Genomic DNA, 19,476 nt, shown 5'->3' on the forward strand with positions numbered 1-19,476 from the left:
CGTCTGCGCGTGGTGGCGCTGCCCATGCGGGTGCGCTTCCGCGGCATCACCATCCGCGAGGTCGCGCTGATCGAGGGCCCGGCCGGCTGGGGGGAGTTCGGCGCCTTCGTCGAATACGGGCCGCACGAGTCGGCCCACTGGCTGGCATCGGGCATCGAGGCCGCATACCAGCGGCCGCCGCCGGTGCGACGCGACGGCATCCCGATCAACGCCACGGTCCCGGCCGTCACACCGGCCCAGGTGCCCGAGGTGCTGGCCCGCTTTCCCGGCGCCCGCACCGCCAAGGTCAAGGTCGCCGAACCCGGGCAGAGCCTGGCCGACGACGTCGACCGGGTCAACGCGGTGCGCGAACTGGTCCCGACGGTGCGGGTGGACGCCAACGGCGGCTGGAGCGTCCAGGAGGCCGCCGACGCCGCGGCCGCCCTGACCGCCGACGGCCCGCTGGAGTACATCGAACAACCCTGCGCGACCGTCGACGAACTCGCCGTGCTTCGCCGCCGGGTGGACGTGCCGATCGCGGCCGACGAGAGCATCCGCAAGGCCACCGACCCGCTGGCCGTGGTGCGCGCCCGCGCCGCCGACGTCGCGGTGCTGAAAGTTGCCCCGCTGGGCGGGGTTTCGGCGATGCTTCACATCGCCGCGCAGATCGACATCCCCGTCGTGGTGTCGAGCGCGCTCGACTCGGCCGTGGGTATAGGCCGCGGTCTGATCGCCGCCGCAGCGCTGCCCGAGCTGCAGCACGCCTGTGGGCTGGGCACCGGCGGGCTGTTCGTCGAGGACGTGGCCGAGCCCTCGGTGCCGGTCGACGGCTGCCTGCCCGTCGTCTCGGTGGCGCCCGATCCGGCGCGGCTGCAGGCCCTGGCCGCGCCGACGCAGCGGCGGCAGTGGTGGATCGACCGAATCAAGGTTTGCTACCCGCTGCTTGTAGCGTCGTTCGGGTGATCAACCTGGCTTACGACGACAAGGGGACCGGTGAGCCGGTTGTCTTCATCGCCGGCCGCGGCGGCGCCGGACGTACCTGGCACCCCCATCAGGTCCCGGCCTTCCTGGCGGCGGGATATCGCTGCGTCACCTTCGACAATCGCGGGATCGGGGCGAGCGAGAACGCCGAAGGTTTCACCACGCAGACCATGGTCGCCGACACCGCGGCGCTGATCGAATCGCTCGGCGCCGGCCCCGTTCGCATCGTCGGCGTGTCGATGGGCTCGTTCATCGCCCAGGAGCTCATGGTGGTGCGGCCCGAGCTGGTCAGCTCCGCCGTGTTGATGGCCACCCGTGGCCGGCTGGACCGGGCCCGCCAGTTCTTCCACCAGTCGGAAGCCGATCTCTACGACTCCGGCACCCGCCTTCCGCTTACCAACGACGCGAAAAACCGCTTGCTGGAAAGCTTTTCACGCAAGACACTCAACGACGACACGGCCGTCGGCGACTGGATCGCGATGTTCTCCATGTGGCCGATCAAGCAGACCCCGGGACTGCGCTGCCAGCTGGACGTGGCGCCGCTGACCAACCGGCTGCCGGCGTACCGCAGCATCGCCGCGTCGGTGCTGGTGATCGGCTTCTCCGACGACGTGGTCACCCCGCCATACCTGGGGCGCGAGGTCGCCGATGCCCTGCCTAACGGCCGCTACCTGCAGATACCGGACGCCGGCCACCTCGGATTCTTCGAACGGCCGCAGGCCGTCAACGCCGCGGCGCTGCAGTTCTTCTCCGGCGCACGGGCCTAATGCGTGCAGCGGCGAGAGGCCTTCCGCGTCGCCCCGTTGCTTGTCGCTCCCAGCCGGGCCAAGAGGAGACATCCCCCTGCGGCCACGCCGGGGCCCGGACCCCGTCGTGGCGGATGTAACACGACACCACCGGCCGCGGGGCTGTGACACCCTGTACAGATGAACCCCTCGACGACGCAGGCCCGCGTGGTCGTCGACGAGCTGATCCGCGGCGGCGTTCGCGACGTGGTGTTGTGCCCGGGTTCGCGGAACGCCCCGCTGGCGTTCGCCCTGCAGGACGCCGACCGCCAACGCCGGCTCAGGCTGCATGTTCGCATCGACGAGCGCACCGCCGGCTACCTGGCCATCGGGCTGGCCATCGCGGCCGAAGCGCCGGTGTGTGTCGCGATGACGTCGGGCACCGCCGTGGCCAACCTGGGTCCGGCGGTGGTGGAGGCCAACTACGCCCGGGTGCCGCTGATCGTCCTCTCGGCCAACCGGCCGTACGAATTGCTGGGCACCGGGGCCAACCAGACCATGGAACAACTGGGCTACTTCGGCACCCAGGTGCGGGCCACCATCAGTCTGGGTCTGGCCGAGGATACCCCGGAACGAGTGGCCGCCCTCAACGCGACCTGGCGTTCGGTCACCTGCCGAGTATTAGTGGCGGCCAAGGGGTCTCGGACCGCCAACGCCGGTCCGGTGCACTTCGACATCCCGCTGCGCGAGCCCCTGGTGCCCGACCCCGAGCGCGACGACGCGGTTGTCCCGCACGGCCGGCCCGACGGGAAACCGTGGACCTACACGCCGCCGGTCACCTTCGACCAGCCGTTGGACATCGACGTGTCGGCCGACACCGTCGTCATCGCCGGGCACGGCGCCGGCGTGCACCCCCCCCTGGCCGAGTTGCCGACTGTCGCCGAGCCCACCGCGCCGGCACCAGAAAACCCCCTGCACCCGCTGGCGTTGCCGCTGCTGCGGCCCAAGCAGGTGATTATGCTCGGCCGCCCCACACTGCACCGCCCGGTATCGGCGCTGCTGGCCGACGCGGAAGTCCCGGTGTACGCGCTGACGACCGGGCCGCGCTGGCCCGACGTGTCCGGCAACTCGCAGGCCACCGGCACTAGGGCGGTCACTGCCGGGACGCCGCATCCCGCCTGGCTGCGCCGCTGCGCAGAAATGAACCGGCACGCCAACGCTGCGGTCCGCAGTCAACTCGGCGCCCACCCACTCACCACCGGCCTGCACGTCGCGGCGGCGGTGTCCGACGCGCTGCGGCCCGGCGACCAATTGGTCCTCGGGGCATCCAACCCGGTCCGTGATGTCGCTCTGGTCGGCCTGAACCCGCGCGGCATTCGGGTGCGATCAAACCGCGGGGTGGCCGGGATCGACGGCACCGTATCCACCGCCATCGGGGCCGCTCTGGCCCACGAGGGTGCGCACCGCGGCCGCACCATCGCGCTGATCGGCGACCTGACGTTCGTGCACGACAGTTCCGGCCTGCTGATCGGCCCCACCGAGCCGACGCCCCAACAGCTGACGATCGTGGTGTCCAACGACAACGGCGGTGGCATCTTCGAGCTGCTCGAGCAGGGCGACCCCAGATTCTCCGACGTGTCGTCGCGAATCTTCGGCACCCCACACGACGTCGACGTGGGCGCATTGTGTCGCGCGTACCACGTGGAAAGCCGCCAGATCGAGGTCGACGAACTCGGCGCGGCGCTCGACGAGCCCGGTGCCGGCATGCGGGTGTTGGAGGTCAAGGCGGACCGATCGTCATTACGGCAGTTGCACGCCGCCATCAAGGCAGCGCTGTGACTCTGCCAAAGACGCCAAAGACTTCAAAGACACCAAAGGCACTGTGGCGGTTGTTGATTCGTGGCACCAGTGCAGACCTGCCGAACACCCGGGGGCGAATTGCGCTGCGTTGGGCGCGAATCGCCGTCCTTGTCGTGGCGGCCCTGGTGACGTTGCAGTCGGTGTTATTGGTGGCCGGAGCCTGGCGCGACGACCTTGCGATCCAACGGAATATGGGTGTGGCACAGGCCGAAGTGCTCAGTGCCGGGCCGCGGCGTTCGACCATCGAGTTCGTCACCCCCGAACGCGTCACCTATCGGCCCGAACTCGGCGTGCTGTACCCGTCTGAATTGGTCGAGGGCATGCGGATTTACGTCGAATACAACAAGAGGGATCCCAACCTGGTCCGAGTGCAGCACCGCAACGCGGGATTGGCAATCATCCCGGCGGGTTCGATCGCGGTGGTGGCGTGGCTGGCGGCAGCGATCGTGCTGCTCGTGCTGGCTGGGCTGGACAAGCGCCTGTACCGGCGCGCTACGTCGGAAAACGCTGCGGCCGAATCGGCGTCCTGAGCGCGCCAACCTGCAGATTTCGTGTCCCGTATGCCCGTAGGCAACCTTTGCGACAGCCTTCGCTGGCACTGTGGCGTTGTGCGCGTTGCGATTGTCGCGGAATCTTTCCTGCCGCAAGTCAACGGCGTCAGCAACTCCGTCGTCCGGCTACTTGAACACCTGCGTCGAACCGGTCACGAGGCCTTGGTGATCGCACCCGACAACCCACCGGGTGAACCCCGCGCCGACCGAATTCACGACGGCATCCGAGTGCATCGGGTGCCGTCACGCATTTTCCCGAAGGTAACCACCCTGCCACTCGGAGTGCCAACCCCCCGCATGCTCAACGTGCTGCGCGGATTCGATCCCGACGTGGTGCATTTGGCTTCGCCCGCACTGCTCGGCTACGGCGGGGTCCGCGCGGCCCGTCGTCTTGGCGTGCCGACGGTGGCCGTATACCAAACCGACGTACCGGGTTTCGCGTCCAGCTACGGCATCGGGACGACGACTCGGGTTGCGTGGGCATGGTTTAGGCACTTGCACGGTCTCGCCGACCGCACCCTCGCGCCGTCGACCGCGACCATGGAATCGCTTGCTGCACAGCGTATCCCACGTGTCTACCGCTGGGCGCGTGGAGTCGACGTCATCCGTTATGCGCCGTCGGCACGCAACGAGGCGTTGCGTCGACAGTGGTCGCCACAGGGCAAGCCGATCGTGGGCTTTGTCGGTCGGCTCGCCCCGGAAAAGCATGTCGAGCGGCTGGCGGTACTGGCGCACAACAGCGAGCTGCAGATCGTCATCGTGGGCGACGGCGTCGACCGGGCGAAGCTGCAATCGGCAATGCCTACAGCGCTTTTCACCGGTGCCCTGTACGGCGACGAGCTCGCACAGGCTTACGCCAGCATGGACGTGTTCGTGCATTCCGGTGAGCACGAGACGTTCTGCCAGGTCGTGCAGGAGGCGCTGGCGTCGGGGCTGCCCGTAATTGCGCCCGACGCCGGAGGGCCACGCGATCTGGTCACCCCGTGCCGCACCGGATTGCTGCTGCCCGTCGACGAGTTCGAGGCGCAGTTGCCCAACGCGGTCGTGCACCTGCTCTCGGAGCGCCATCGCTATTCGCTGGCGGCTCGGCGCAGCGTGTTGGGTCGCAGCTGGGCCGTCATCTGTGACGAACTGCTTGGCCACTACGAGGCGGTGCTGTCGCCCGCCAAGCGGGCACGCACCACCTGGCGGCGCCGGGCGTAACGCGAGCCTTAGCCGACCCGATTCGCCGAGCTGGCGCTGATGAGGGCCACACACCCTGCGGGCCGCTTCGTCGCGGGGCAGGTAGCGTCGACGTCGTGAATCGCGCGGCCCTGGACAAGGACCCCCGAGACGTCGCGTCGATGTTCGACGGCGTCGCCCGCCGTTATGACCTCACCAACACCGTGCTCTCGGCCGGCCAGGACCGGTACTGGCGGCGGGCCACCCGCTCGGCGCTGCGAATCGGACCGGGTGACAAGGTGCTGGACCTGGCCGCCGGCACGGCGGTTTCCACGGCGGAGCTGACGAAGTCCGGGGCGTGGTGTGTGGCGGCCGACTTCTCGGTGGGCATGCTTGCCGCCGGCGTTGCGCGCACGGTGCCCAAGGTTGCCGGCGACGCCACCCGGCTGCCCTTCGGCGACGATGTATTTGACGGTGTGACAATCAGTTTCGGCCTGCGCAATGTCGTCGACACGCAGGCGGCGCTGCGCGAGATGGCCCGCGTGACGCGGCCAGGCGGTCGACTTGTGGTGTGCGAATTCTCCACGCCCACCAACGCAGCGTTCGCCACGGTCTACAAGGAATACCTGATGCGGGCCCTGCCCCGATTGGCGCAAGCGGTGTCCAGCAATCCAGAGGCCTACGTCTACCTTGCCGAATCGATCAGAGCCTGGCCCGACCAGGCGACGCTGGCTCAACAGATTTCACGGGCGGGATGGTCGGCCGTGCGCTGGCGCAACCTCACCGGCGGCATAGTGGCGTTGCACGCGGCCTATAAGCCAGGCCGCTGACGGGTTAAGTGCCGGCCCGCTGGATGAAGGCGACCTGGTCGGGGCAGTAATGGTTGATCGCCGCGCCCAGGAACTGGAACGCCTGGCCTTGAGTCGAGCCCAGCGGCAGGTTGCGCTGGATGAACGTCGCAGATTTGTACGCGTCGTGGTCCACGCCGCGGGTGATCCGTTCACAGCTGATCTTGGCCAGCCAGGCGTTGTAGTCCTGCGGGCCGTAGATGCCGTAGGTATGCAGCTGGGCGTTGAACGGGGCGTCGTAGTCGTCGGCCTGCGCCGGTGCGGCCAGCGCCACAGCGGCGGCCGCCATGGTGAGGATAGGAGCCAGCCTCTTTGCCATCATTCGTGGGACTATACCACTTAGTACAGCTAGATATCCGGTCAAGATTTCGCTCAGTTGCTGGTGCGAGGTCGGGTCAGCTGAATGGCGGTCGGCGATCGATCAGCCGGGACACCCGCCCCCCGCCGCGCCAGACCCGTGCCACCCAGTCGGCATCGTCATCGGTGACCAGGTTGGCCATCACGCGCACGGCGACGGTCATCAGCGTCGTGGAGCGCATCGCAATCGGTCCGGTCGCGGGCAGAAACCGTTGGAAGGTCAACAGCAACGCCAGCCTGCGCGCCACCGAAAATCCGCGGGCGTAATGGTCCTGCAGCAGCGACGGCCACACGTGCGACGGGTCTCGGCAGTCCAGTAGCTCGGCGGCCAGCCGGCCCGTCTCCAGCCCGTAGTCGATGCCTTCGCCGTTGAGCGGGTTGACACAGGCGGCGGCGTCGCCGATCAGCATCCAGTTCGGCCCGGCCACCCCCGAGACCGCGCCGCCCATCGGCAGCAGCGCCGATGCCACCGCCTTGGGCGGCCCCGCAAAGCCCCACTCGTCGCGGCGCAGGTCGGTGTAGTAGGAGATGAGTGGTCGCAGCGCCAGATCCGCTTGGCGCCGCGTTGTGGACAACGCTCCCACGCCGATGTTCACCTCGCCGTTGCCAAGCGGAAAAATCCAGCCGTAGCCGGGCAATACCGCGCCGTCGGGGGAGCGCAGTTCGAGGTGCGACGTCAGCCAGGGGTCGTCGCTGCGTGCGGTGGCGAGATAACCGCGGGCGGCGACTCCGTACACGGTCTCCTGATGCCATCGCCGGCCCAGCTTGCGGCCCAGCGACGACCGGGCGCCGTCGGCGACGATCAGCTGGCGACAGCCCACTTCGGTGCCGTCGGCCAGCGTCAGCGATGCGACCCGTCGCGATGAATCATGGTTAACGGCAATGACTTTGGTTCCGAGCAGCATGCGCGCCCCGGACTCCTCCGCCACCTTGCGGATCCGGTCGTCCAACTCCAGGCGGGCCACCGCGCTGCTGTACGGCGGGAACGAGGGGCCCGGCCAGTCCACCTCCAGCTCGCCGCCGAATCCGCTCATCCGCAAGCCCCGATGCTGAATGCGGCCGTCCAGCCAGTCACCCAGCCCCAGCCGTTGCAACTCGGCCACCGCGCGCGGCGTCAGCCCGTCACCGCAGGCTTTGTCGCGGGGGAAGCTGGCCGAGTCGATGACGAGCACGTCGCGGCCCGCTCGGGCCGCCCACGCGGCGGCGGCCGCACCCGCTGGGCCCGCGCCCACCACCACCAGGTCAGCTCCGGTCTTCACGTTCACCAGTATGTTGGTCGGGTGGGTACTCCGGCGACGGTGGTCGCGGGCGTCGACTTCGGCGATGCCGCGCTTGCTGCGACCGTGCGTGCGGGCGTCGCGCGGATCGAGCAGCTCATGGACACGGAGCTGCGCAGCGCTGACGATGTGATGACCGAATCGCTACTGCACCTGTTCATGGCCGGCGGCAAGCGGTTCCGGCCGCTGTACACGGTGTTGTCCGCGCAGATCGGACCGAAGCCGGACGCCATCGAGGTCACCATCGCCGGCGCCGTCATCGAGCTGGTGCACCTGGCGACGCTCTACCACGACGACGTGATGGACGAGGCGGAAGTGCGCCGCGGTGCGCCGACCGCCAACGTGCGGTGGAGCAACAACGTCGCCATTCTGGCCGGCGACTACCTGTTCGCCACGGCGTCACGGCTGGTTGCCCGGCTCGGGCCGGAAGCGGTGCGGCTGATCGCCGAGACGTTCGGGCAGCTGGTCACCGGTCAGATGCGCGAGACCCGAGGCTTAGCAGGAGGAGCCGAAGGGGTCGATTCGGTGGAGCACTACTTGAAGGTGGTGTACGAGAAGACGGCCTGCCTGATCGCTGCGGCCGGGCAATTCGGTGGGATGTTCTCCGGCGCCGACGAGGAGCAGGTTGCCCGGCTGAGCCGGATCGGCGGCCTGGTGGGCACGGCGTTTCAGATCTCCGACGACATCATCGACATCGACAGCGAACCCGACGAGTCGGGCAAGTTGCCCGGCACGGACGTGCGGGAAGGGGTGCTTACCCTGCCGATGCTGTATGCGCTGCGGGAAACCGGGCCCGACGGTGTGCGGCTGCGCGAGCTGCTGGGCGGCCCTGTCGAGGACGACGATGCGGTGCTCGAGGCGCTGACCTTGCTGCGGGCGTCACCGGGCATGGCCAAAGCCAAAGACGTCCTGGCGCAATACGCCGAACAAGCGCAGCAGGAGCTGGACTTATTGCCCGACGTCCCGGGCCGGCGCGCGCTTGCGGCCCTCGTCGATTACACGGTCAGCCGACAGGGATAACGTCCGGCGGAACCGCTGTGGAACCTTAAGCGCCCTCCGAGGCGTTGAAGTGGCGATAATCCCGCAGACCGGGTGTTCGTAGGAGGACACAGCTGATGACCTGGCATCCCCATGCCAACAGGCTCAAGACCTTCGTCCTGCTGGTTGGTATGTCCGCGATGATCGTGTTGGTCGGGGCGTTGTTCGGCCGGACGGCCGTGGTTCTGGCGGCGCTGTTCGCCGTCGGGATGAACGTCTACGTCTACTTCAACAGCGACAAGCTGGCGCTGCGCGCCATGCATGCGCAACCAGTCTCCGAGCTGCAGGCCCCGGTGATGCACCGGATCGTGCGGGAGCTGGCCACCGGTGCACATCAGCCGATGCCGCGGCTGTACATCAGCGACACCGCCGCGCCGAACGCTTTCGCCACCGGCCGCAATCCGCGCAATGCCGCGGTCTGCTGCACCACCGGCATCCTGCAGTTGCTCAACGAACGTGAGTTGCGCGCCGTGTTGGGCCACGAGCTCTCGCACGTGTACAACCGCGACATCCTGATCTCGTGTGTGGCGGGCGCGCTGGCCGGGGTGATCACCGCGCTGGCCAACATAGCGATGTTCGCCGGGATGTTCGGCAACGACCGGGACAACGAGAATCCCTTTGCGCTGCTTCTGGTTTCCTTGCTCGGCCCTGTCGCCGCGACCGTGGTGCGGCTGGCGGTGTCGCGCTCCCGCGAATACCAGGCCGACGAGTCCGGCGCGGTGCTGACCGGCGACCCGCTGGCCTTGGCGTCGGCGCTGCGCAAGATCTCCGGTGGAGTGCAGGCCGCGCCGCTGCCGCCAGAGCCCCAGTTGGCCAGCCAGGCTCACCTGATGATTGCCAACCCGTTCCGCGCCGGCGAGCGCATCGGATCGCTGTTCTCGACGCATCCGCCGATCGAGGACCGCATTCGGCGCTTGGAGGCGATGGCTCGGGGGTAAGGGAGCGCTTTCGGAGCTAGCACGGTGCCCTGGTTGACGCGCGATGCGGGCGGACACCAGCTTTCCGGTCTGTCGACCATGCGTGCGTTCTCAGATCTGCTAGCGGATGTGCTATCGAGTTTGCAAAACACCGCATGGTCCCGGCGCGACTGACTTTCGAGTACGCTGCGCTGCGTGTTATCAAGTCCCCCGTGAACCACTACACCTACCGCGTGGAATGGTCGCCGGAGTACGAGGAATATTTCGCGAGATGTATCGAGTTGCCCACTGTGGTTCGGCAAGCGCCCACGAGGCAGGGAGCCATCACCGAGATTGAAACAGCCGTCGACGAATTCGTCGATGCCATGCAAGCGTGCGGTGAAACACCTCCCCAACCGTTCGCCGAACGAAACTATAGCGGCACAATCGTCGTCAGAACGTCACCACAGTTGCACGCGCGGCTGGCCAGCGAAGCTGCCGAACAACGAATTTCGATGAATCACTTGGTGGTTCAAAAGCTTGCCGATCGCCAACTGGGCGGCGGCCTGGGGACGTTCCCGTACGACTAGGCGAGTCGCGCCGCCATCAGAACCCCGAGCCGTGCACCTCATGGCCCGGGACCTCGGCGGCCAGGCCGGCGTAGGCCTGCTCGACGGTCGAGCCGTGGTTGACCACGCCGTCAACTTCGCGTGCGATTGGCATGTTCAGCCCGAACTCGTTGGCGAACTCCATGATCACGCTGGCGGCCTTGACACCCTCGGCTACCTGATTCATCGATGCGATGATCTCGTCGATCGCCTTGCCGGTGCCCAGCTGTTCGCCGACGTGGCGATTGCGGCTGCGCTGGCTGGTGCAGGTGACGATCAGGTCGCCCAGGCCCGCCAATCCGGGGAAGGTTTCGGTATTGCCGCCCATCGCCACGCCGAGCTTGGTCATCTCGCGCAGGGCGCGGGCGATCACCAGGGCGCGGGTGTTTTCGCCGATCCCCAGCGAGTAGCCCATTCCGACCGCGATCGCGTACACGTTCTTAAGCGCGCCCGCCATCTCGACGCCGACGACGTCGTCGCTGGTGTACACCCTGAAGCGCCGGGTCCGGAAGAACGCCGCCAGCCGGGTGGCCAGATGCTGGTCCGGCATTGCCAACACCGCCGCGGCGGCATACCCCTCGGCCACCTCGCGCGCGATGTTCGGCCCGGCCAGGATGCCCGCAGGATGGCCGGGCAGCAGCTCTTCGCTGATCTGGGACATCCGCATGTTGGTGCCCTGTTCAAGCCCTTTGACCAGCGACACCACCGGGACCCACGGCCGCAGTTCCTTACTGAGTTCGGTGAGCACACCGCGGAATCCGTGCGACGGCACAGCCATGACCAGGACGTCGGCACGGCTGGCGGCCTCGGAAAAATCGGTGGTGGAGCGCAGCGTCTCGCTCAGGATGACGTCGTTGCCCAGATAGCGGGAGTTGCGGTGGTTTTCGTTGATGTCCTTGGCGGTGGCCTCGGAGCGCACCCACTGCAGGGTTGGCCCGCGCCGCGCGCAGATGGATGCCACGGTGGTGCCCCACGAACCGCCACCGAGGACCACGACGTTGGGTTCGCGCTTCTCAGCTGCCATGGAAGTCACCCTATTGCCGAGATTCGAGATTTAGTAGCGATTCACCCGGAGCTACCCGGCCAACGGCGCGCGGTCGGCGGCGCGACCGAACACCATCGCCTCTTCGATGCGGTCGAAGCGGTAGTCGATCGCATCGGCGAAATAGTTCTGTCGCACATTCCACGGCCGCTTGGTGCCTGACTTGGGCAGCGCATGCAGCGCCCGTTTGACGTATCCCGCCTGGATGTCCCAGGACGGCTTCTCGGCCATCGCCTGGTCACCGAGATGCGGATAGGCGTGCGTATAGCCGTGAGCGGCCATGTGTGCCAACAGCTTTGCCGTCGCCCGGGCGGTGATGTCGGCGCGCAGGGTCCAGGACGCGTTCGTATACCCGACGCACCAGAACAGGTTGGGCACGTCGTCGAGCATGTGCGCCTTGTAGACGAACCGGTCGGCGGGATTGATCTGGGTGCCGTCGATGCTGATCGTGGCGCCGCCGAGGGCCTGCAGTTGCAAGCCGGTCGCGGTGACGACGATGTCGGCGTCGAGGTGCGCACCCGATTTAAGCGCGATGCCGGTGGCGTCGAAATGGTCGATGTGGTCGGTGGCCACGTCGGCGCGGCCCTGGGTGATCGCGGTGTAAAAGTCGGCGTCGGGGATGAGGCACATCCGTTGGTCCCAGGGGTTGTACCGCGGCTTGAAGTGGGTGTCGATGTCGTAGCCGTCGGGCAGGTTGTTGGTGGCAACGCGTCGCAGCAGCCACTTCACGAACCCGGGTATCTTGCGGGACAGGAACCAGAACGCCGCCTCCGTAAATGCCGCGTAGGTCCGGATGGCCTCGTGGGCGGCCCTGCGAGGCAACACTTTACGGGCGACGGCGGCGACCTTGCTGTACTTGGAGGCCGCCATGAGATAGGTCGGCGAGCGCTGCAGCATGGTCACCTTTTCGGCGCGTTCTGCCATCGACGGGATCAGCGTGACCGCGGTCGCGCCGCTGCCGATCACGACCACCTTCTTGCCGGCGTAATCCAGCTCTTCCGGCCAATGCTGCGGATGCACGACGGTGCCTGCGAACCGCTCGATGCCGGGGAGGTCGGGGGTGTACCCCTCGTCGTAGTTGTAGTAGCCGCTGCCGAAAAACAAGAACCGGCTGCGGTAGCGGCGCCAGGTGCCTTCTTCCTCGGCCGTGACCGTCCAGGTGTCGGTCGATGAATCCCAGTCCGCCGAGCGCACAAGGCTTTTGAACTGGATGTGGCGGTCGATGCCGTGCTTGTGCGCGGTGGCGGTCAAGTACTCGCGGATGTGGACCCCGTCAGCGACGCCTTCCCTGCGGGTCCACGGCTCGAACGGAAAGGACAGCGAGAAGATGCTGCTGTCCGAACGCACGCCGGGATAGCGGAACAGATCCCAGGTGCCGCCGATCCGCGCGCGCCGCTCCAGGATGGTGTAGGTGAGCTGCGGGTTGCGCTCAGTGATTCGATACGCCGCGTCGATGCCGGAAATGCCGGCCCCGACGATGAGGACATCGAGGGAGTCGCTGGCGGGGTTCTGATGGCTCATGTCATCGAATTTATCCGGCGCTGGGAACCCGGTTCGGCCGCGCGGCCCGAACGTGCGCCGAACGTGATGTGAGGGCGAGAATCGCCGCGGATTTTCACCCTCAGTTCACGCTGGGCGCGGCCTACCGGTAGTTGACGAACTGCAGTGCGACGTCCAGGTCGGCCTGCTTCAGCATGGCGATGACGGCCTGCAGGTCGTCGCGCTTCTTGCTGGTGACGCGCACTTCGTCGCCCTGGATCTGGGTCTTGACGGTTTTGGGCCCCTCGTCACGGATGAGCTTGGTGATCTTCTTGGCGTTCTCGCTGCTGATGCCCTGCTTGATGGTGCCGGTGACCTTGTAGGTCTTGCCGGAGGCCTGCGGCTCGCCGGCGTCGAAGGCCTTCATCGAAATGTCGCGGCGGATCAGTTTTTCCTTGAACACGTCGACGGCGGCCTTGACCCGCTCCTCCGTGGACGATGTCAGCTCGACGGCCTCGTCGCCCTTCCACGCGATCTTGGTGTCGGTGCCGCGGAAGTCGAAGCGCGTGGCCAGCTCCTTGGCGGCCTGGTTGAGCGCGTTGTCGACCTCCTGATGCTCGACCTTGCTGACGATGTCGAACGATGAATCCGCCACTAGATCCGTCCCTTCTTCGCGTGCCAGCGGTTTGTGCCCTGTCTACCCGCTCGTTGTACCCTGCTAGGCGGCAGGTTGCCCGAGCGGCCAATGGGAGCGGACTGTAAATCCGTCGCGAAAGCTTCACTGGTTCGAATCCAGTACCTGCCACCACCACGTCAGAGAGTGTGATCACCGGTGCGCGAGCGTAACCGCACCGCGAATCTCAAGCGATTTTTTCGCAGTGCCGTTACGTCGGCGACGCCGAGCGAGGACCACCGGCGGACCCCGACAAAAACGTCCGTGAGCTGCGCGCCAAGTTTCCGCCGATGATCCTTTAAGGGCCGCCGCAGAACCTTTTCTTGACGCACCGACACGCCGCCGCGCGGCTCGAGAAAAGGACCGAAAACCATGATCAACAACAAGATCGTCGCCGCGGCCCGCAAGGCCGGCCAAACCGGGCTGCTGGCCGCGGCAGCCGCCGCTGCACTGGTCGGATTCGCCGGCGCGGCCCATGCCGCCCCGCAGAGCCCGGCCCCGAACGCCACCCAAGGCTCCACGTTGTACGGCAACCCGACCGAGGCCGCCCAGTGGTGGCGCCACCAGCACCTCGAAGACTGCGGGCCGATGTCCGCGGCTGATGTGGTCGGGCAGATGACGGGCAGCGAACCCTCTGAGACGGCCATCTGGGCGGCGTCGGCCACCATGCGCAGCACCGTCCATTCGGGCCCCATCTCGATCGGCATGGGCATCTCACCCGAGGACCTGCCCAAGCTGCTGGCGCACTACAACGTCAAGGCGACACTCACCGACAGCAAGACGCAGAGCCAGACCGGCCTGGCGACCGGGCTGACGGCGCTCGAGCAGTACCTGGCCCAGGGCCACGCTGTAATCGCCGGCGTCAACGCCGAAACGATCTGGAACATGTCCGGGGACACCACCGACCCCGACCACGCGGTTGTGGTGACCGGCATCGACACCCAGGCCGGTGTGGTGCACCTCAACGACAGCGGCATCGACACGGGCCGCGACGAGCAGGTCCCCCTCGCCACCTTCGAAAAGGCTTGGGCCACAAGCAACAACATGCTCGTTGTCACCGCCGACACCGTCAAAGTTAAATAGTCAGTGGATGCGGGCGCTGCCGCCGAGGCCTATCTCGAGGACGCTGCCGGTGATCACCCCGGGGTCGGAAACCAGGTAGAGCACTCCGCGGCTGACGTCCTCGGGTTGCAGCCACGGCAGAGGTATCGGGTTGGCCCGCATCATGCGGCGCACCAAATCGTCGGGAACGTCGTCGGTGTCGGCGGGCTGCACCATCGGTGTCTGGGTGGTCGTCGGGCAAACGACGTTGACCGTGATGCCCTCTTTGGCGACCTCCAACGCGACGGATTTCGCCAGCCCGATCACCCCCCACTTGGTTGCGTTGTACGCCGCCAACTCGGGGATTCCCATCCGGCCGCCCATCGAGGAGGTGACGACGATCCTGCCGAAGCGCTGGCGCTGCATCACCGGTATCGCTGCCCGCAAAGTATGGAAAACGCCGCTCAGGTTGGTATCCAGCAGCTGCTGCCAAACCTGGTCGCTGACGTCGACCAGCGGACCGGTGCTGACGATGCCCGCATTGGCCACAACGATGTCGAGGCTGCCCAGGTCCTGCACCGTCCGCTCGACCGCGGTGCCGACTTGGGCCGGATCGCGCACGTCGAGGCCCAGCGGCAGGCAGCGCCGGCCCAGCTCTTCGACCAGCTTGGCAGTCTCACGTAGGTCGTCCTCGGTACCCAGCGGGTAGGTCAGGTCCGTCATCGGACCGGGCGCATCGGCGACGGCGATGTCCGCCCCTTCGGCCGCCAGTGTCAACGCATGTGCGCGTCCCTGACCTCGACCGCCTCCGGTGATCAAGGCGACCCGTCCGTCCAAGGCTCCCATGAACGGCGACGTTAGCAGCCGTGCCGCGTCACCCGATCACACCCGCGACCGCGGCCAGGACGGACCGGCCGCCGGGGTCTTCAGCCGTACCGGGCACCACCGCAACGCCCGCCTCGGACCGAGGAGCGGTCGTGGTAAACCGGGAGCCATGACCGCGCTTGCCGACGAGACACGCTGGATGGATGCCATCGACCAGGCGGCGCTGGTGGCCAAGGGCGAGGTCGCGCCGAGCGAACTCCTCGACGCCGCGATCGAGCGGATCGAACAATCGAACCCCGCGCTGAACGCCGTGGTGATCGAGTGGTTCGAGCATGCCCGGTTGATCGCCGCCGATCCGGACCTGCCTGACGGGCCGTTCCGCGGCGTCCCATTCCTGCTCAAGGACCTCTATACGAGCTTCGCCGGTCAGACCCTGTCGAACGGCAACATCGCGCTGAAAGAGGCGGCCAAGATCGACACCACCGATACCACCCTGGTGGCCAGGTTCAAAGCGGCCGGTCTGGTGATAGCCGGACGGACGAACAGTCCCGAACTGGGCAGCCTGCCGACCACACAACCGCTGGCCTGGGGACCTACCCGCAACCCGTGGGCGCTGGCGCGCACACCCGGCGGGTCGAGTGGGGGCGCCGCAGCCGCCGTCGCCGCCGGAATGGTGCCGTTCGCCAACGCGTCCGACGGCGGTGGCAGCATCCGCATCCCGGCATCGTGCTGCGGGCTGGTGGGACTCAAGCCGAGCCAGGGCAGGATCACGGTCGGGCCGACGCGCTCCGAGGCCGGGCTCGGGGTCGAACTGGGCCTGAGCCGCACCGTGCGCGACACGGCGGGGTTGCTCGACGCGGTCCGCGGCCCCGGCGTGGGCGACAGCGTGATCGCGCCGCCGCCGCAGCGGCCCTACCTCGATGAAGTCGGTGCCGACCCCGGTCGGTTGCGCGTCGGGTTGCTCGACGTCCACCCGCGCGGTGAGTTCCTGCACGATGACTGCATCGCGGCGGTTCGCTCCGCGGCGTCGATGCTTGAGGGCCTTGGACACGTCGTCGAGCCAGCGTGGCCGGCATGTCTTGCCGACACGACGCTGCCGTACAAGTTCATGGCCCAGTGGGCGACGCAGATGGCGCTGGCGGCGCGCGGGATCGGCGAGACGATCGGGCGTGAGGTAACCGCAGCGGAGATCGAGCCGGTGAACTGGGCGCTCGTCGAGCAGGCGCGGCGGTTGACCGCCGTCGACTATGCCATCGCCCAGGCCGAAGGTTGGGCCTTCCGGCGTGCGCTGCAGCAGTGGTGGGCCGGCGGCTGGGACCTGCTGCTAACCCCGACGGTGGCCGAACCGCCTTTGCCGCTAACCGAATTCGAGAACGACCCCGAGCATCCGACCGCACCGATGCGTCGCGCCGGGCAGTTCGCCGCGTTCACACCGCCGTTCAACATGAGCGGCCAGCCGGCGATCAGCCTGCCCCTGCACCGCAACGCCGAAGGTCTGCCGATCGGTGTTCAGCTCGCCGCCGCCTACGGTCGGGAAGACGTGCTGATTCGCGTTGCCGCCCAACTGGAATCGGCGCACCCCTGGGCGTCGTATCAGCCTCCGCCGCCTATCCGATCCTGACATGCAGGTGGTGACCGCCGTCCTGCTGCCGACCGACGAGCAACACCGCGGCCGCCCGAAGCGGCCTAGCCGAACCTGATGGGCAGACTTATCGGTCCGCTCAGAGTGACCATCGGCTTCCATGGCGCCGGCCCCGCGATTCGTGGGTTGACCAGCCGCTGCGCGACAATCCGCAAGGCTTCGGCGATCTCGAGCCTGGCCAGGTTGGCGCCCAGGCAGTAGTGCACGCCGCCGCCGAACGTCAATATGGCCGGCGCTCCCTCGCGCGTGATGTCCACGCGGTTCGGGTGATCGTAGACCGCTGGATCCCGGTTGGCCGCAGCGGTATTCACCAGCACCATCGTTCCGACCGGGAATAGGCAACCGCCTAGTTCGACGTCCTCGGCCAAGACGCGCATGGTGCCCCCGGCTATCGGCGAATGACGCATGGTTTCCTCGACCGCCCGGAACGCCAATTCCGGGCGCGCCTTGAGGAGCTCCCACTGGTCCGGATGCTCGCACAACACCTGAATCGATGCGGCGACCTGGTTACGCGTGGTGTCCGTCCCCGCCAGCAGCAGGCCCGCCGCGAGCATGCGGAGTTCCGCGTGGGTGAGACGATCGCCGTCATCCTCGGCGCGGATGAGGTCGGAAAGCAGATCGTCGGTCAGGGTGTCTCGACGCCGGGCGACCATGTCGTCGACATACTCGTCGAGCTCGCCCCATGCGCGCATGACGATCGACTCTTCTGTGGCGGCAACGAAATTGAAGTTGAACGCCTTGAACACGTCATCGGCCCACCGTGAAAACCGCTGCCAATCCTCGCGGGGCGCCCCGAGCAGCGCGCAGATGATCGGTACCGGGTAGGGGCGTGCGATGTCGGCGACGACATCGCAGTGTCCCGCCTCGGCGACACGATCGATCAGATCGTTCAACACGGTGTCTATCGTGTCGTGCAACCGTGCGGTGGCGCGCGGTGTGAATGCCTTGGATACCAGGGCGCGCAGCCGTTGGTGGGCGGGCCCTTCCAGACACAGCAGACTGTTGGTGACCTTGTCCCACAGTGGGCCCGAGGTGACGCCCTGCACGGCGAGATTCATGCCCGGCGAGATCTGGAAACGGTTGTCGCGCAAGACGGAACGGACTAATTGGTAGGAGAGCACCTCGGGCCCGAACGGGCCCATCGCGATGGGGGCCAGCTTCTGCGCCGCCTGAATCCTCGGATAAACTTCCGCGGGAGTCTCGGTGTGCTGGTAGGCCAGCGTCGGCAGCTCGGCGTCGAAAACGCTTGGGGGAGCGGTGCTCACAACCATGGCGGTCTCCTCAGTCTTGAGCTACGCCGCGGGCTGCGTGGTGCCGGCCATCGGGCGTGACAGTCCGGCAGGTGTGATGGCCCAGTGGATTGCGCCGGGTTCGAAAGACACAGAAAGCAACGATGGCCGCGGCGAAGGGTTCCAGACTCAATCGCTCACCTGCCTCATTGCAGTGCAGCCACGCGGGACTTGAGCCGCTGACAACTGTTCAACAATGTATGGCCACCGCCACGGGGTGTCAACGAAGCGCGCCGAGCTCTCTCAACATCCGAGCCTGTGAGGTGTTGGTATGTCTTGTCGCGATGGTTTGGGCGCCTACGCGCCGATCTTTGTGAGATTCTGTGCGAGTGTCCGCGGCGGGTGCGCCCTCGGGTGTCGTGACGTTTCTGTTCACCGACATCGAAGGCTCGACCCGGCGGTGGGAGGCCGACGCCGATGGCATGCGGACTGCACTGGCCGCTCATGACGAGCTGTTGCGCAGCGTGATCGAGGCACACGGCGGTTGGTTGTTCAAGCACACCGGTGACGGCGTGTGTGCAGCGTTCGCATCGCCAAAGGGTGCGGTCGATGCCGCCGTGACCGCCCAGCGCGCGCTGGAGTTGCCGGTTCGGATGGGATTGGCGACCGGGGAGGCGGAGCTGCGGGAGGCAGACTATTTCGGTCCGGTGCTCAACCGCGCCGCCCGGGTGATGGCGGCCGGACATGGCGGTCAGGTCCTGCTAGCCGACTCGACGGCTCGCCTGCTCAGCGGAGTAGACCTGCTTGGGATGGGATCTCGACGGCTGCGCGATGTGCCGGGCGCGGTTGGGCTATACCAGGTTTGCGCGCCCGGCTTGCGGACCGACTTTCCCCCGCTGCGCGCGCCCGATTCCAATCCGGGAAATCTGCGGCCGCAGCAGACGAGCTTTGTGGGGCGTGCCGCGGCGGTCGCCGAGGTGCAGACGGCGGTGCGCACACATCGGCTGGTGACGTTGACAGGGGTGGGCGGAGTGGGCAAGACCCGCCTGGCGATCGAGGCCGCTGCGCGTCTGGCCGATGAATTCCCCGACGGGATATGGCTTTTCGAGCTGGCCGCGGTAACTGACCCGGAGGCGGTGCCCGATGCCGTGGCATCGGTCCTGGGCATCACCCAACAGGCCGGCATGAGTGTGCGCGAGAGTGTGGCCGCGGCGCTGGAAGGCAGAGTGCGGCTGCTCGTGGTCGACAACTGCGAACACGTCCT

General features: G+C 67.3%; 18 protein-coding genes, 1 tRNA gene and 1 pseudogene. 13 read left to right on the forward strand and 7 right to left on the reverse strand.

What is annotated here, in order from left to right; all coding sequences use genetic code 11:
• Positions 1-24: 24 nt before the first annotated feature.
• The 6 genes from JO236_RS08495 to JO236_RS08520 all read left to right on the forward strand — a co-directional run bounded on the left by JO236_RS08495 (position 25) and on the right by JO236_RS08520 (position 6,087).
• Positions 25-942, forward strand: coding sequence for an o-succinylbenzoate synthase (locus JO236_RS08495; RefSeq protein ID WP_416362194.1), 918 nt, complete (start codon positions 25-27; stop codon positions 940-942).
• Positions 939-1,727: an alpha/beta fold hydrolase gene (locus tag JO236_RS08500; protein ID WP_293327271.1), complete on the forward strand. Its 789-nt coding sequence runs from the start codon at positions 939-941 to the stop codon at positions 1,725-1,727. The genes JO236_RS08495 and JO236_RS08500 overlap by 4 nt, the downstream gene beginning before the upstream one ends.
• Before the next feature lie 159 nt (positions 1,728-1,886).
• Positions 1,887-3,524, forward strand: a complete 1,638-nt coding sequence (gene menD / locus JO236_RS08505) for a 2-succinyl-5-enolpyruvyl-6-hydroxy-3-cyclohexene-1-carboxylic-acid synthase (RefSeq protein WP_293327273.1) — start codon at positions 1,887-1,889, stop codon at positions 3,522-3,524.
• A gap of 2 nt (positions 3,525-3,526) precedes the next feature.
• A complete protein-coding gene (locus tag JO236_RS08510; protein ID WP_293327358.1) occupies positions 3,527-4,075 on the forward strand; it encodes a DUF3592 domain-containing protein in 549 nt (182 codons plus the stop codon).
• A gap of 78 nt (positions 4,076-4,153) precedes the next feature.
• On the forward strand, positions 4,154-5,299 hold the full coding sequence (locus JO236_RS08515; protein WP_293327275.1) for a glycosyltransferase family 4 protein: 1,146 nt from the start codon (positions 4,154-4,156) through the stop codon (positions 5,297-5,299).
• Positions 5,300-5,394: 95 nt separating this feature from the next.
• Positions 5,395-6,087 (forward strand): demethylmenaquinone methyltransferase, encoded by a 693-nt coding sequence (locus JO236_RS08520; RefSeq protein WP_293327277.1) that lies wholly within the window; start codon positions 5,395-5,397, stop codon positions 6,085-6,087.
• Positions 6,088-6,091: 4 nt separating this feature from the next.
• Here the strand turns inward: JO236_RS08520 and JO236_RS08525 are convergent, their stop codons facing one another.
• A complete protein-coding gene (locus tag JO236_RS08525) occupies positions 6,092-6,427 on the reverse strand; it encodes a DUF732 domain-containing protein (RefSeq protein WP_293327279.1) in 336 nt (111 codons plus the stop codon).
• Between the two features lie 73 nt (positions 6,428-6,500).
• Positions 6,501-7,727: a menaquinone reductase gene (gene menJ, locus JO236_RS08530; protein ID WP_293327281.1), complete on the reverse strand. Its 1,227-nt coding sequence runs from the start codon at positions 7,725-7,727 to the stop codon at positions 6,501-6,503.
• Between the two features lie 15 nt (positions 7,728-7,742).
• Between menJ and grcC1 the strand changes: the two genes are divergently transcribed.
• The 3 genes from grcC1 (at position 7,743) to JO236_RS08545 (ending at position 10,263) form a co-directional block, all read left to right on the forward strand.
• Positions 7,743-8,759 (forward strand): nonaprenyl/(2E,6E)-farnesyl/geranylgeranyl diphosphat synthase, encoded by a 1,017-nt coding sequence (gene grcC1 / locus JO236_RS08535; protein ID WP_293327283.1) that lies wholly within the window; start codon positions 7,743-7,745, stop codon positions 8,757-8,759.
• A gap of 95 nt (positions 8,760-8,854) precedes the next feature.
• Positions 8,855-9,715: a zinc metalloprotease HtpX gene (gene htpX, locus JO236_RS08540; protein ID WP_293327285.1), complete on the forward strand. Its 861-nt coding sequence runs from the start codon at positions 8,855-8,857 to the stop codon at positions 9,713-9,715.
• 191 nt (positions 9,716-9,906) lie between these two features.
• Positions 9,907-10,263 carry a type II toxin-antitoxin system HicB family antitoxin gene (locus JO236_RS08545; protein ID WP_293327287.1) on the forward strand — a complete coding sequence of 119 codons (357 nt, stop codon included), beginning with the start codon at positions 9,907-9,909 and terminating at the stop codon, positions 10,261-10,263.
• A 16-nt stretch (positions 10,264-10,279) separates the two neighbouring features.
• On the opposite strand, the gene JO236_RS08550 is transcribed toward JO236_RS08545, so the two are convergent.
• The 3 genes from JO236_RS08550 to JO236_RS08560 all read right to left on the reverse strand — a co-directional run bounded on the left by JO236_RS08550 (position 10,280) and on the right by JO236_RS08560 (position 13,457).
• Positions 10,280-11,305 carry an NAD(P)H-dependent glycerol-3-phosphate dehydrogenase gene (locus JO236_RS08550; protein WP_293327289.1) on the reverse strand — a complete coding sequence of 342 codons (1,026 nt, stop codon included), beginning with the start codon at positions 11,303-11,305 and terminating at the stop codon, positions 10,280-10,282.
• Between the two features lie 51 nt (positions 11,306-11,356).
• Complete coding sequence (locus JO236_RS08555; RefSeq protein ID WP_293327291.1) at positions 11,357-12,844, reverse strand: flavin-containing monooxygenase; 1,488 nt, start codon at positions 12,842-12,844, stop codon at positions 11,357-11,359.
• Positions 12,845-12,965: 121 nt separating this feature from the next.
• Positions 12,966-13,457 (reverse strand): YajQ family cyclic di-GMP-binding protein, encoded by a 492-nt coding sequence (locus tag JO236_RS08560; protein ID WP_293327293.1) that lies wholly within the window; start codon positions 13,455-13,457, stop codon positions 12,966-12,968.
• 69 nt (positions 13,458-13,526) lie between these two features.
• On the opposite strand from JO236_RS08560, the gene JO236_RS08565 reads away from it, so the two are divergent.
• Both JO236_RS08565 and JO236_RS08570 read left to right on the forward strand, forming a co-directional pair.
• Positions 13,527-13,610: transfer RNA gene (locus JO236_RS08565), tRNA-Tyr, on the forward strand.
• A gap of 237 nt (positions 13,611-13,847) precedes the next feature.
• On the forward strand, positions 13,848-14,558 hold the full coding sequence (locus JO236_RS08570; protein ID WP_293327295.1) for a C39 family peptidase: 711 nt from the start codon (positions 13,848-13,850) through the stop codon (positions 14,556-14,558).
• On the opposite strand, the gene JO236_RS08575 is transcribed toward JO236_RS08570, so the two are convergent.
• Complete coding sequence (locus JO236_RS08575) at positions 14,559-15,362, reverse strand: mycofactocin-coupled SDR family oxidoreductase (protein ID WP_293327297.1); 804 nt, start codon at positions 15,360-15,362, stop codon at positions 14,559-14,561.
• Positions 15,363-15,510: 148 nt separating this feature from the next.
• On the opposite strand from JO236_RS08575, the gene JO236_RS08580 reads away from it, so the two are divergent.
• Positions 15,511-16,962, forward strand: coding sequence for an amidase (locus JO236_RS08580; RefSeq protein WP_293327299.1), 1,452 nt, complete (start codon positions 15,511-15,513; stop codon positions 16,960-16,962).
• Between the two features lie 65 nt (positions 16,963-17,027).
• On the opposite strand, the gene JO236_RS08585 is transcribed toward JO236_RS08580, so the two are convergent.
• Positions 17,028-18,254: a cytochrome P450 gene (locus JO236_RS08585; protein ID WP_293327340.1), complete on the reverse strand. Its 1,227-nt coding sequence runs from the start codon at positions 18,252-18,254 to the stop codon at positions 17,028-17,030.
• A 341-nt stretch (positions 18,255-18,595) separates the two neighbouring features.
• Between JO236_RS08585 and JO236_RS08590 the strand changes: the two are divergent.
• Positions 18,596-19,476, forward strand: a pseudogene (locus JO236_RS08590) (adenylate/guanylate cyclase domain-containing protein); the annotation flags it as partial.

Source organism: Mycobacterium sp., assembly GCF_019247635.1.
Classification (GTDB): domain Bacteria; phylum Actinomycetota; class Actinomycetes; order Mycobacteriales; family Mycobacteriaceae; genus Mycobacterium.

What these genes read in the sequence shown, in the direction of transcription:
- JO236_RS08525 (WP_293327279.1), bottom strand. Translation starts at nt 6,427, where the DNA reads ATGATGGCAAAGAGGCTGGCTCCTATCCTCACCATGGCGGCCGCCGCT.
- menD (WP_293327273.1), top strand. Translation starts at nt 1,887, where the DNA reads ATGAACCCCTCGACGACGCAGGCCCGCGTGGTCGTCGACGAGCTGATC.
- htpX (WP_293327285.1), top strand. Translation starts at nt 8,855, where the DNA reads ATGACCTGGCATCCCCATGCCAACAGGCTCAAGACCTTCGTCCTGCTG.
- JO236_RS08550 (WP_293327289.1), bottom strand. Translation starts at nt 11,305, where the DNA reads ATGGCAGCTGAGAAGCGCGAACCCAACGTCGTGGTCCTCGGTGGCGGT.
- JO236_RS08585 (WP_293327340.1), bottom strand. Translation starts at nt 18,254, where the DNA reads ATGGTTGTGAGCACCGCTCCCCCAAGCGTTTTCGACGCCGAGCTGCCG.
- JO236_RS08570 (WP_293327295.1), top strand. Translation starts at nt 13,848, where the DNA reads ATGATCAACAACAAGATCGTCGCCGCGGCCCGCAAGGCCGGCCAAACC.
- JO236_RS08495 (WP_416362194.1), top strand. Translation starts at nt 25, where the DNA reads ATGCGGGTGCGCTTCCGCGGCATCACCATCCGCGAGGTCGCGCTGATC.
- JO236_RS08555 (WP_293327291.1), bottom strand. Translation starts at nt 12,844, where the DNA reads ATGAGCCATCAGAACCCCGCCAGCGACTCCCTCGATGTCCTCATCGTC.
- JO236_RS08580 (WP_293327299.1), top strand. Translation starts at nt 15,511, where the DNA reads ATGACCGCGCTTGCCGACGAGACACGCTGGATGGATGCCATCGACCAG.
- JO236_RS08575 (WP_293327297.1), bottom strand. Translation starts at nt 15,362, where the DNA reads ATGGGAGCCTTGGACGGACGGGTCGCCTTGATCACCGGAGGCGGTCGA.